General features: G+C 37.9%; 13 protein-coding genes. 9 read left to right on the forward strand and 4 right to left on the reverse strand.

Features of this window, described 5'->3' with window-relative positions; translation table 11 throughout:
• The first annotated feature begins 14 nt into the window (after positions 1 to 14).
• Positions 15 to 1,169, forward strand: a complete 1,155-nt coding sequence (locus tag IGL56_RS01650) for a mannitol-1-phosphate 5-dehydrogenase (RefSeq protein ID WP_002355280.1) — start codon at positions 15 to 17, stop codon at positions 1,167 to 1,169.
• Between the two features lie 68 nt (positions 1,170 to 1,237).
• On the opposite strand, the gene IGL56_RS01655 is transcribed toward IGL56_RS01650, so the two are convergent.
• The gene (locus tag IGL56_RS01655; RefSeq protein ID WP_002355281.1) at positions 1,238 to 2,353 is read right to left on the reverse strand and encodes an NAD(P)/FAD-dependent oxidoreductase; all 1,116 of its coding nucleotides are present in this window, start codon (positions 2,351 to 2,353) and stop codon (positions 1,238 to 1,240) included.
• 78 nt (positions 2,354 to 2,431) lie between these two features.
• Positions 2,432 to 3,070 (reverse strand): NAD(P)H-binding protein, encoded by a 639-nt coding sequence (locus IGL56_RS01660; RefSeq protein WP_065813852.1) that lies wholly within the window; start codon positions 3,068 to 3,070, stop codon positions 2,432 to 2,434.
• A gap of 320 nt (positions 3,071 to 3,390) precedes the next feature.
• Here IGL56_RS01660 and IGL56_RS01665 point away from each other — a divergent pair, with 320 nt between their 5' ends.
• The 5 genes from IGL56_RS01665 (at position 3,391) to IGL56_RS01685 (ending at position 7,922) form a co-directional block, all read left to right on the forward strand.
• On the forward strand, positions 3,391 to 4,569 hold the full coding sequence (locus IGL56_RS01665) for an efflux RND transporter periplasmic adaptor subunit (RefSeq protein ID WP_002355284.1): 1,179 nt from the start codon (positions 3,391 to 3,393) through the stop codon (positions 4,567 to 4,569).
• 9 nt (positions 4,570 to 4,578) lie between these two features.
• A complete protein-coding gene (locus IGL56_RS01670; RefSeq protein WP_002392497.1) occupies positions 4,579 to 5,289 on the forward strand; it encodes an ABC transporter ATP-binding protein in 711 nt (236 codons plus the stop codon).
• Entirely contained in the window at positions 5,286 to 6,515 is a 1,230-nt protein-coding gene (locus tag IGL56_RS01675; RefSeq protein ID WP_002355288.1) for an ABC transporter permease, read from the forward strand. The genes IGL56_RS01670 and IGL56_RS01675 overlap by 4 nt, the downstream gene beginning before the upstream one ends.
• 133 nt (positions 6,516 to 6,648) lie before the next feature.
• A complete protein-coding gene (locus tag IGL56_RS01680) occupies positions 6,649 to 6,804 on the forward strand; it encodes a hypothetical protein (protein WP_010709202.1) in 156 nt (51 codons plus the stop codon).
• A gap of 26 nt (positions 6,805 to 6,830) precedes the next feature.
• Positions 6,831 to 7,922: a hypothetical protein gene (locus IGL56_RS01685; protein ID WP_224800129.1), complete on the forward strand. Its 1,092-nt coding sequence runs from the start codon at positions 6,831 to 6,833 to the stop codon at positions 7,920 to 7,922.
• Between the two features lie 42 nt (positions 7,923 to 7,964).
• On the opposite strand, the gene IGL56_RS01690 is transcribed toward IGL56_RS01685, so the two are convergent.
• Together IGL56_RS01690 and IGL56_RS01695 are read right to left on the reverse strand one after the other, a co-directional pair.
• Positions 7,965 to 8,669: a DUF4811 domain-containing protein gene (locus IGL56_RS01690; protein ID WP_002364955.1), complete on the reverse strand. Its 705-nt coding sequence runs from the start codon at positions 8,667 to 8,669 to the stop codon at positions 7,965 to 7,967.
• Positions 8,669 to 10,186, reverse strand: coding sequence for an MDR family MFS transporter (locus IGL56_RS01695; RefSeq protein WP_002391521.1), 1,518 nt, complete (start codon positions 10,184 to 10,186; stop codon positions 8,669 to 8,671). The genes IGL56_RS01690 and IGL56_RS01695 overlap by 1 nt, the downstream gene beginning before the upstream one ends.
• Positions 10,187 to 10,286: 100 nt before the next feature.
• On the opposite strand from IGL56_RS01695, the gene IGL56_RS01700 reads away from it, so the two are divergent.
• The 3 genes from IGL56_RS01700 to IGL56_RS01710 all read left to right on the forward strand — a co-directional run bounded on the left by IGL56_RS01700 (position 10,287) and on the right by IGL56_RS01710 (position 12,445).
• Positions 10,287 to 10,754, forward strand: coding sequence for a MerR family transcriptional regulator (locus IGL56_RS01700; RefSeq protein ID WP_002383688.1), 468 nt, complete (start codon positions 10,287 to 10,289; stop codon positions 10,752 to 10,754).
• Positions 10,755 to 10,884: 130 nt separating this feature from the next.
• The gene (locus tag IGL56_RS01705; protein ID WP_002355294.1) at positions 10,885 to 11,637 is read left to right on the forward strand and encodes an IclR family transcriptional regulator; all 753 of its coding nucleotides are present in this window, start codon (positions 10,885 to 10,887) and stop codon (positions 11,635 to 11,637) included.
• A 160-nt stretch (positions 11,638 to 11,797) separates the two neighbouring features.
• Positions 11,798 to 12,445 (forward strand): bifunctional 4-hydroxy-2-oxoglutarate aldolase/2-dehydro-3-deoxy-phosphogluconate aldolase, encoded by a 648-nt coding sequence (locus IGL56_RS01710; protein ID WP_002367887.1) that lies wholly within the window; start codon positions 11,798 to 11,800, stop codon positions 12,443 to 12,445.

The following is a 12,445-nucleotide window of genomic DNA, read 5'->3' on the forward strand; positions in this document are numbered from 1 at the left end:
AGGAGAGAATAAGAATGAACGCAGTACATTTTGGAGCAGGAAATATTGGACGCGGCTTTATCGGCGAAATTTTAGCTAAAAACGGGTTTCATATTACGTTTGTGGATGTTAATGAAACCATCATTCAAGCGTTAAAAGAACGTAAAAGTTATACAATTGAATTGGCCGATGCCTCACATCAACAAATTAACGTTGAAAATGTGACCGGGTTAAATAACATGACAGAACCAGAAAAAGTAGTAGAAGCAATTGCGGAAGCCGATTTAGTCACGACGGCGATTGGTCCCAATATTTTACCAAGAATTGCTGAATTAATTGCTCAAGGAATTGATGCACGTGCCGAAGCAAATTGTCAAAAGCCGCTGGATATTATCGCTTGTGAAAATATGATTGGTGGTTCAACCTTTTTAGCAGAAGAAGTGGCCAAATATTTGAAAAATCCAGCTTATGCTGAACAATGGATTGGTTTTCCTGATGCGGCAGTTGATCGGATTGTTCCATTACAAAAACATGAAGACCCACTTTTTGTTCAAGTTGAGCCTTTTTGTGAATGGGTCATTGATGATACCAACCGAAAAGCCAAAGAGATTCAGTTAGAAGGCGTTCATTACGTTGCTGATTTAGAGCCGTATATTGAACGAAAATTATTTAGTGTAAACACTGGCCATGCTACAGTTGCCTATACAGGGGCGTTGTTAGGCTATCAAACCATTGACGAAGCGATGCAGGACGCCTTAGTAGTAGCACAACTCAAATCAGTTTTGCAGGAAACCGGTAAACTTTTAGTGGCCAAATGGAATTTTGATGAACAAGAACATGCAGCCTATATTGAAAAAATTATTCAACGTTTCCAAAATAAATATATTTCAGATGCTATTACACGTGTAGCACGGACACCAATCAGAAAATTAGGTGCGCAAGAACGGTTTATTCGACCAATCCGTGAATTACAGGAACGCAATCTAGTGTCGCCGCATTTATTAGCAATGATTGGTATTGTTTTTAATTATCATGATCCAGAAGATGAACAAAGCCGTCAATTACAGGAAATGCTTGACCAAGAAAGCGTTGATACAGTGATCGCTGAAGTAACGGGCATTGAAGATCCAGAAACGGTTAAAAATATTAAACAAAACGTAGAACGCTATGCGCGACCACAAGTAGCATAATAACAAAATCCTTCTACCAAGATACTTCACATTTCTTAATTTAAAGGAAAAAAACAACCGCTCGCTGATTAAAGTGAGGGGTTGTTTTTAACATATTGACTAAGTGGTTTTTGATAAAGCTCTCCTTTGAAGGCACCTGTATTGAAGTATTCAGCTAATTGGTAACCAATGAATGGGCCAGTAGTGAGTCCTGATGAACCAAGTCCGCTAGCAACCACAAGGTGGGGCATTTCTGGCAAAGGGCCAAAAAACGGAGCGAAATCAGATGTATAAGCACGTGTACCGACGCGGTAATGCATGGGTTGCTTAAAAAGCTGCTCTGCTTCTTTTAGAAATGGTGCAGTCCCAGAAGTTAGTTGTTGAAAAGCGCTAACAGTCTCTTCTAAATCCCAGGCTTGTTCATTTTCGTGGGTGGCACCTAATAAAATTTTTCCTTGATTAAAAGGAATTAAATCGGCTTCGCCATCTAACATAGCAACAGGCCATTGCTGACTGTTTGTAAAAGGGGTCTCGAAAACTAATAATTGTCCTTTTTGGGGACGAATGTCCACAGATAAATTTAAAGTAGCTAGTAATTCCTTTAAATGAGGACCAGGTGTTAAAGCGAGAAAATCAACGCTCTTTTTTTCTGAATTTGTGACAATTTCCCACCCTTGATTCAGTTGTCGAAAGTGCGCCCGTTGTGAACAAAAAGTGACCCCTTTGGTTTCGGCGCGTTTCTGAAGATGGTTTAGATAAGCTGGTCCATCTAGGCGACCGCCGCCAGAAATAAAAAGTGAGGGAGTTTCCTTAAGTAGCGGTAAGAACTTCGCTGTTTGAACCGCTGACAACATCGTGATTTCTCCAATTTCAGGTGCAGTTTGCTTACGCTCTTCTGCCAAATGGGCTAAGTCTGCCAAAGCAGCTGCCGGACGCAAAATGACTGTCCCTGATTGACGATAAATATCCTCCGTCAGCTGAAAATCTTTGACTAGCTTTGGAAATAGGGCAGCGCCCTCTCGCGCTAATTGGTACCATTTCTTATTCCGACGTTTGGATAGCCAAGGGGAAATAATCCCGGCGCTCGCTTTAGTCGCTTGGCCGAGCCCTTCATCATAAACGGTAATATCAAATTTTTGTGGATCTAAATAATTAGCTAACGTCATTCCGATAATGCCGCCGCCAATAATGGCAATTTTTTTCATGCTTCTTCTCTCCTTCGAACAGTTGTATTGTAACACAAAAAAACCGCCTCTAGACAGAGACGATTGAGAGATAACTTGTTAACGGATCCTTCTGTGTGTGTAAATAGAATTGCCGCCTTCTAAAACGTGAACAATTTCTTGTGCCATTTCTGCCACAGGCACAGGATCATAACCAATAAATAAGTTCTTTAAAAAGGGGATTTTCTTAAAAAAATAAATACATTTACTAAAAAGTATGGTGCCGGTACGTTCTTGACCTACAAGTAAACTAGGATAAAAAATTACTGCTTCGGCGACTTCTTGGTGGATTAGTTCCTCCGCTGCCAATTTGGCATCCATATATTTTCTCAAAGGGAAAGGAACAGTATTGGCTGAAATAAATAAAAACTTAGCTGGATTTTTTTGTTGTGCTAAAAAAGAGCTGATTTTTTTCACTGGCGTCAGAATTAGCCGTTGATAGGTTTTCTTTTTTCGTGGATTTTCAAATAAAATACCTACTGTATCAATGACCCAGTCAGCACGCTGGACTTGTTCTTGCCAATTCGTGTCACGAGTAACATCGGAGCATACCCACTGCACTTGGTGGCTCCAAGATGCGGAGAGCGTGGCAGGCTTTCCATGACGTGAAACACTGATGACTTGATGTTGGCGTTGAACTAAAATTTTCGCGATTTGTTGACCTAAAAAACCGCTACCGCCAAAAATAATGACTTTCATGGCAAGCCCTCACTTTCAATTGTTTCTTCTAGTGTACCTTAAATAAAAAAAGAAGCAAAAAATCTCGATTGCGTATAGTTTAGTTATAAATAACATAAAAATAACCTTTTTAGATTGTTGAAATACAAAGACCCAACAATGGTTATTTATTGTCGTGAAATAAATAAAAAAATGAACAAAAATGAAATAAATCAGACTAAAGGCCTAGAGAAATGCCCTTGTTTCTTGAATTCAAGCATGGTTAAATAGTTATAAGTGAACGATCGAGCAATTTAGTTTGTTGGGGAAAATAGACAGAATGAGGAGATGAAACGAAGAAAATGAAGAAGAAAACGATAATTATATTGGGGGCAGTTGCGGTAATTGCGGTTGGGGGCATCGTAACTGTGAATGCGTTAAATAAAAATGCACAACAAGTAGCTGTCAAGCAAGCGCCTAAAGATGACTGGGGAATTGACTATTTTGATGTTCCTGACTTGCAACAAATTTATATTAACGGTGTCATCCAACCGGAACAAATGGAAGCCTTTGCGCGCGATCAAAAAATAACAAAGGATCCAGAGATTAAGGTGAAAAACGGCGATGTCGTAGATGCAGGCACAGAATTATTTACTTATGAAGATGAGGCGGTCACAAAAGAAATTGAGGCCCAACAAAATAGCTTAGCCAAATTAGAAACGAAGCGGGCGAATATCTATAATAAGTGGAATCGGGCCATTGATAAATTTAATAAAACTAAAGAAGAAGACCGCACGATGTCTGGTGATGATTTAAATGAACAATATCAAACAGAAGTCGATGCGGTAGATGAAGAGATTACCTTCACCAATGAAACCTTAGCGGATTTAGGAGCGAAGCAATATATTTCCACAAAGGCTAATTTCAAAGGCCGCGTATCAATTCCAGAAGTAAAAGATGCCAATTCACCGATTTTACGGTTAACTTCAGAAGATCTTTATTTAGCTGGAAAAGTGAATGAAAAGGACTTGACTAAAATTAGTGTTGGGCAAAAAGCTAAACTAACTTCTGTTTCCAACAATGTGGTTGTGGATGGCTCAATTTCTTATATCGATGATAATCCTCCTGAAGGCAACAGCGATGCCGCGAGTGGCAATCCAGAGGGAGGCACGACGATGTCTAGTTATAGCGTCAAAATTGCGTTGGCCAATTTAGACAAAGTCAAAAATGGCTACCATATGCAAGCAACCATTGATTTAGGCGATTTAGGGGCGATTGAGTTACCGAAAAAAGCGATTCAAAAAGAGGGTGAACAGGCCTACGTTTTAGTGAATGATTTTGGAACCATCATTCGTCGTGATGTCCAAGTCGGGCAAGAAAATGGCGACAAAATGGCGATTGAATCTGGCTTAGAATCAGCCGACCGAGTGGTTATTTCTTCAAAAAAACCAGTAAAAGTCGGTGATATTGTGGAATCAGATGCAGCGATTGCTTCTGATGAATCAGCAACCAACGAATCAATGACAGATGCGTCGAAATAGGAGGGCTTGATGGTGGAAGCAAACAATACAAATCAACCCCTCATTGAATTGCGGGACATTAACAAGTTCTATCCAGTAGGTAAGGAAAAACTACATGTTTTAAAAGAATTGAACTTGACCATCCATCAAGGAGAGTTCATTTTAATCATGGGGAAGTCCGGCAGCGGTAAGACAACGCTGATGAACATTATTGGGTTCTTGGATCGCTTAACATACGGAAGCTATCATTTCTCAGGAACAGATGTTTCAAAATTGTCTGAAAATAAAAAATCAGCCTTTCGCAATGAATATCTAGGATTTATTTTTCAACAATTTTTCTTGATTAATTCTTTAAATGTTAGTCAAAATGTTCAATTGCCCTGTGTTTATGAAGGGAAAAAAAGCCGCGCTGAGAAAAAAGCGATTGCTGAAAAATACCTAAAAATTGTCGGTTTGGAAACAAAAGCCAAATCAAAAGTTACTGAACTTTCTGGAGGACAGCAACAAAGAGTAGCCATTGCTCGTTCCTTGGTGAATGATCCATTATTGATTATGGCTGATGAACCGACTGGGGCATTGGATAGTGAAACGGGTACAGAAATTATGGAATTATTGAAAGAATTGAATGAACAAGGCAAAACAATTGTCATGGTGACACATGATGAAGATATGAAAAAATATGCCTCACGAGTGATTCATATGAAAGATGGTCGCTTTTTGGAAGAAGAGGTGATTAGATGATTGCTAATTTATTTGTTAGTACTTTTTTAAGCTTAAAGGCACATAAGTTGCGGGTATTTTTAACGATGGTCGGGATTATTATTGGGATTACATCAGTCGTAACGATTTCTGCGCTAGGTGAAGGGATGAAGCGTCAAGTTGTGAAGGCATCCAGTGCAGTGAACGCGGATGTTTTGAAGATTCATTATACAATGTCGGATGGTAGCAGTGACAATTTTATGTCCTATGAAGAGCCAGATTATACGTTTAGCCGAGTGGACTTGAAAAAATTACAAGACATTCAAGGAATTGAAAGTATTTATCCTCAATATGGTGAATCAATGATGGGGGGCGGAGACAATTTGTTTGTACCAATGGATTATTTTGGGGCGCAAGCGAATTTATCCATTACGTCGACTAAAGGGCAGAATGATATTTTATATGGTCGTGATTTTCAACCGAGCGATGCAAATACAGATGCGATTGTCTTAAATCATGATATCTTTGAAGCGCAAATTCGGCTTGATGATCCTAGCCAACTCATTGGAAAAGCTGTTTCAATTGGTGGTTATATGTACAAGGTGATTGGTATTTTAGCACCAAAAGATTTAGATAGTTTGGGTATGAACGATGATTGGGCAACTGCTATGAGCAGTTTTGTTTCTCGAGAATCATACAATAAATTAGCGAAAACAAAAGCAATTAGTGGCATCAATATTAAGGTTCGTGAGGGAGCAGACCGTGAAGCAATTTTAGGACAGGCAATCACTATTTTAAGTGAAAATCATCCTGAAGTGAAAGGAACGTTTAAAGAAAATGACCAAGACCAACAACTCCAACAACAAATGGAAGAAATGGTCACGGGTATGACGATGTTTCTGATGGCAATTACTGCAATCTCCCTATTAGTCGGGGGAATTGGCGTCATGAACATCATGTATGTGTCTGTTACGGAACGGAAACGAGAAATCGGGATTCGCCGGGCCATTGGTGCTAAACCACGAGTCATTTTATTCCAATTTTTAATGGAAGCAGCGTTTATCACATTGATTGGTGGTTTGATTGGTGTCGGCTGCGGCTATTTATTGGCAACTGTGGTCGGTGGGTATATTTCGATTACGCCAATTATTACGCCGTCCATCTTTGCTATTTCAACATTAGTTTCGGTCTTCACAGGTATCTTTTTCGGGATTATTCCAGCAATTGGTGCCTCGAGGATGGATCCGATTAAAGCGATTTATAATTAAAAAGATATATTTTGGGTTTTTTCTAAACAGTTCAAATAATCTGAAATTAGATTGTTTGTTAAAAGATTGAATGATATGCTTTTGTTGTGCATGGTCACAATGGAAGCATATTGTTTTAATAGGAGGAGAGAAAATGAAAAAAACGGTTAGACTGTTGTTGGTTGGTTATGTAGAATGGACTGTAGAAGAAAGGTATCAAAGCTGTCTAGGGAATAATATAGTGAGTATAAGACAATTGTTTAAAAAAGTTCAGGCGCCAATTACATATAGAAATACAACGAAAATATGAAAAAAATAGTAGCAGGATTTCTTAGTTTGATTAGTATTGGAATAATGTTATTTGTTGTAAAAGACAAATTGATAGAAGAAAAAAAGCAATCTTTTGTTGTGCAAGAAGAAACAGATTTTTATGTATTATCAACCCAAGCGATTTATTCATTCATATTTTCTGAAAATGACATCAAAAAACATAAGCGAAGTCGTGTGGATCTACCAGAGATTGTCCCAACAGGGTTTTCAAAAGGAAGATTACAATCCCATTATTTACTATTTTCAACAGGTGATCTTTTGAGCAGCACTAAGGATGAATTTATAGTGAGTGTTGATTTTTTTAAAGGAGAACTTTTGAAAAGAAAGACAGAAAAATATCTTTATACTGGTACTGGTTATAGCTCCAACTATTTTTATACTGTTCAAGCAGAGCGTTTATATTCTTTTGATACTGAAGGGAATCCAGTTAGTTCATACATGTTTAATGAATCTACAACACCAGTTACGCAATTTTCAGGAACACAAAATAAGCTATATGTCGTCGCTAGTCAGGAAGACAAAGAAAAACAACTTTATGAGAATATGTTGTTCATTTTTAAAGAAGGAGAAAATTTGACATTAACAGACGAAATATTTTTAGATACAAGCCCAGAGTATGTTTATGGTTTTACTTCTTCTGTGATTGTAAATAATCAAATTTACTTGCCGATAACGGCTCATAGAAACCGAGTAAGTTATGAAAATGTGCCAGATAATCGAATTATGCAAATGGGTTTAGATGCTAAAAATCAACGTTTTATTCAATTGACAGAGAATTTTCCTAACCTAATTTACAAAAGTAGAACGTCCGAATATTTGATTATTGATCACGAGCCAAATGCATTAGGGAAAGTGGGGCTGTCAATTGTTAATCTTGCTACGGAAGAAAGTTATTTTTTAAATATTAATGGACAGTTAAAGACGGAAGAATTAGAAGAATCTATGATTTATAGTGTAAATACAACGAAAGATAATCAGTTGTTGGTTTTAGCTGGTCAGACGCTTCTCAGATATGATTTGGTGACAGGAAATTTGCTTTCGGAAACAAAAGTTCTTGAAAAAGAAGAACAAGGTATTTATATTTGGGTTAATCATTAAAAAAGAAGGACCGCCTGATAAGTTTCTCAGGCAGTCCTTTTTTTATTTCATGTCACTAAGAATTTTCTGAATCAATTCTTGTTGAAACTCTTTGGTATATTGTTCGGTGAGTTTCGCTTGTTCTTCTTGGGACATTGATGGATTCGCCATCATAGCAGCCATCATTTTTTTGCCAACTGTTTCAGTCCCTTCTTTTTTGATATCAGCGGCATGTTGTTCCATATATTCGCCTAATTTTTTGGCTTGATCAGCACTTAAAACTAGCCAGTCACTAGCAACGTTGAAGGTGTTTTCTTGTTTTGCAAATTGGTTATCGTTGTCAGCAAGGCCAAATAGTGTTTTGGCCCAAGACTCTTGATAGGACCATTTCGTCGTTTTTTGGACTAATGTGGCTTTTTGAGCATCTTTTTGAACCGTGTTTGTGACGTTTTCCGTTCCTGTTTTTTGTAGTTTCTTTTTATCTGGTGTGTTATATAAATAAACTTTTTCGGAACCATCGCCCAACGGCTGGTACAATAACATGTTGGGGCCATCTTTGCTTGAACTACTGCTTTTTAGTTCAAACGTTTTGTCCTGAGTAACTTCGGTCATACCAAAATGATCTTTATCGTTTAAAACGATAAGACTTAACGAAGCTAAGAACCCTAAACCAAAAATAACCATACAGCATTTATGCCAAACTTTTCGGCCAAATACATTCGTATAGGCAAAGCCTAACACGCAAAGGATTAAAAGGAAAATAATCATTATTTCATTGCACCTACTTCCTTAACAGGCATCGCTTCTTTTTTATTTAAGAAGAAAGTAATCGCCAAGCCGAGAACGCCAAAGATTGTTGCCACGAAGAAGGCTGCGTGATAACCGTTTAGTGTTGCGTTTGTTGCTTGGTCGCGATAAGTGAGTGGGGCTGTTTTTAATAAGTCCGATGCAGGTAAGCCGTCTTTGGTAACATTTGTTAAAACACTAATCAAAACAGCTGTTCCAATTGAGCTGGCTACTTGTCGGAAGGTGTTGTTTACAGCAGTCCCGTGACTTAATAAATTCATTGGTAAAGCATTCATGCCAGAAGTTGTCACAGGCATCATGACCATCGAAATACCAAACATCCGAATCGCATATAGGACAATGATATAAATAATAGGTGTTGCTTTTGTTAAGAAAGCAAACGGTAACGTTGCAGCTGTTAAAATAAACATCCCAGTAATCGCAAGACGACGGGCACCAATTTTATCAAAAATGCGACCAGTTACTGGCATCATAAGTCCCATGACTAACGCTCCTGGTAAAAGCATTAACCCTGAATGGAAGGCAGATTCGCCACGAATATTTTGGATATACAAAGGTAAAACCATTTCGGCGCCAATCATTGCCATGTTGGTTACGCCAGATAAAATGGCCGCAACAGTAAAGACTTTTGATTTAAAAACGCGTAGTTCTAAGAAAGGTTGTTCTAAATGCAATTGTCGATATGTAAAAAGACATAAAACAATCGCACCAACAATTAAGAATCCATAGACTTGCGGGCTACCCCAACCTTTATTACCAACGCTTGAGAAACCGTAAAGTAAGCTACCAAAGCCGAGAGTAGAAAGAATGACCGATAAGACATCGATACTTGGATTAGATAATTGAATGACATTTTTCATTAAAAATGAAGCTAAAATTAGGACTAAAACGACAATTGGAATGACCATCCCAAAAAGGTCACGCCATGTATAAGAATCAATAATCCAACCAGATAATGTTGGACCTAAAGCGGGTGCTAATCCGATAACAATTCCCGTTGTGCCCATGGCAGCGCCACGTTTTTCAGGCGGGAAAATTGAAAGCATAATTGTTTGTAAAAGAGGCATAGATACACCGACCCCTGCGGCTTGAACAAGACGTCCAGTCAATAACATGCCGAAGTCTTGCGCTACAAAACAGATGATGGTTCCGATTAAGAACGTTGACATCGCTGTTATGTATAATTTTTTTGAACTGAATTTGTTAATCAACCAAGCACTGATGGGAATCATAATGCCGTTCACAAGTAGGAATCCAGTGGTTAGCCACTGTACACTTGAAGCTGAGATATCAAATTCTTTCATTAATGTAGGTAAGGCCGTCGTTAAAAGCGTTTGGTTTAAAATCGTACAAAATGTTCCGATTAGTAAAACGCCGACTAGTAACGACCGGTTATAAGGTTTTCCGTGAATATCCACAGGTTGTTGTGAAGTCACATATATCGCTCCTTTTTCTGTAAGTTTCAAATTAAATTGCATTAACTACTTTACAACTAATTAGAATCTTTGTCAACTTACTTGACAAAGGTGTAAAAAAAACTACAATTAAGGAAAGGATAAGGGAAAGGAAGTTAAACTAATGTGGTCAAAAATGATTCAGCGTTTGTTAAATGAAGAAAATTTGTTGATAGGAATTAGTGAACTAAGTGAAATTGCTGAAGTTTCGCCACGTCAACTTCGTTATTGGGAAGAAAAAGGGTATATTTCTTCCATTGCGAAAGACGCAAACGGTCCACGGAAATATCGGTTACATACAGTCGTCAAAGTGCATTGGATCAAGCGTTTTTTAGATGAAGGATATACGTTACAAAGTGCGGTGGAAAAAGCAGAAGAGCAGCATCGTAATGTGGGGATGACGAAAAAAATCTTTAGTCAAATGTTTCATGGTATCTCAGAAGTTTGTCCCAATTACGTAGCGATTGATTTGGGCGATTTCGATGAAGAACAAAAATTATATGTCGTATTTAATGAAACCACAGAAGTCAGTGAGTATCTTTTAATTCCTAAGGATGCAGATGTTTCTGATGAGTTAAAGAAAAGAAAATAAGAATGAAATAGGACTGGGAGAAAGACCGGAAGTGAAAGTAAAACGTTACTGAATGAATCTTCGAGTTCTTTTTTTCTTGCAATTTCTTTATTTTTCTATATAATTTCTTATATGGAAAAGGAGGGTTTCGATGAAAGAAACAAAACCTTACGGAACAGTCTTGTTAAAAGCGGCTAAAATCATGGACTGTCTAAGTTTACAACCCGATCAAACCTTACAGGAAATTGCAAAGAATACCGAAATGACGGCATCAACGGCAATCAAAATTTTAGAAACCTTAACATTAATTGGCTATGTTCAAAAAGACACGAACAAAACGTACCGCTTAGGAACAAAATTGATTCGTTATGCGAATCAAAGTGTGGAGCAAATCGATTTAGCTGAAATTGCGGTACCTTATTTAGAAAACCTTCAAAATACGGTCGATGAAACCATTCATTTAGGGATTTTAAATAATAATGAAATTCTGTATATCAATAAATTAGAACCGAAAAATCAAACGATTCGCATGTCCTCGAAAGTGGGAATTACTCGACCTTTGTATAATTCGGCCATGGGTAAAGCCGTTTTAGCAGAATTTTCGGAAGAACAAGTGCAACAATATTTAGACACGCAGACATTAATTCCCTATACCGAAAATACGATTACCAATCCCTTGCGTTTGAAAAAAGAATTAAAACAAGTGCAACAAACGGGGGTTGCTTACGATGATGAAGAAATTGAACAAGATATTTTCTGTAGCGGAGTATCTTTAATGAAAGATGGCGAAATTGCGGGTGCTTTTAGTGTAAGCATGCCGAAATATCGTTTGACAGAGGAAAATAAAACGACGATTAATCAAGCCCTTTTGGCAACAAAAGCAGCGATTGAAGCGAAATTATAGTAGAAAAAGAAAGACAAACAAAAGTCGATTGGGATTTTTGTTTGTCTTTCTTTTTTTATTTTTGTAAAAACGTTTGCATTTTCTTTTTTTATCTGTATAATGAAGTTGTGAATTTCTTTATAATAAATATATATTTCTAAATAAGAAATGAGGGAGTCTGTTGAAGCGAGTATCAATTTTACAAAAATTAGAAAATGCTGGCGTGATTGCTGTGGTTCGCGGAAAGACAAAAGAGGAAGCGCTAAAAGCTAGTCAAGCCATTGTAGCAGGCGGTATGCGGGGGATTGAGTTAACCTTTACTGTTCCTCAAGCAACAGAAGTGATTCAGGAATTAGTTGCGTTATACCAAGAGAATCCTGACGTAGTCATTGGTGCGGGGACAGTTTTGGATGCTACGACTGCTCGTTTAGCTATTGTAGCAGGGGCTGAATATATTGTGAGTCCAAGCTTCGATGAAGAAACCGCTAAAATTTGCAATTTATATCAAGTTCCTTACTTGCCAGGCTGTATGACCATCACAGAAATGAAAGAAGCACTGAAAAGCGGAGCAGATATTATTAAACTATTTCCGGGAAGTGTTTATGGACCGAGTGTTATTTCGGCATTTAAAGCGCCATTGCCTCAGTTAAATATTATGCCAACGGGTGGTGTCAGTTTGGAAAATATGGCCGAGTGGTTTGCTGCAGGTGTGACGGCCGTCGGTGTTGGTGGCAATCTGTTAGCGCCAGCAGCAACTGGGGATTTTGAAAAAGTTCGTGAGGTTGCCCAAGCCTATATGGAAAAATTCCAAGCAATCAAAGGGGTGTAG

The organism is Enterococcus sp. DIV1316a, from assembly GCF_050536915.1.
Lineage (GTDB): Bacteria > Bacillota > Bacilli > Lactobacillales > Enterococcaceae > Enterococcus > Enterococcus faecalis.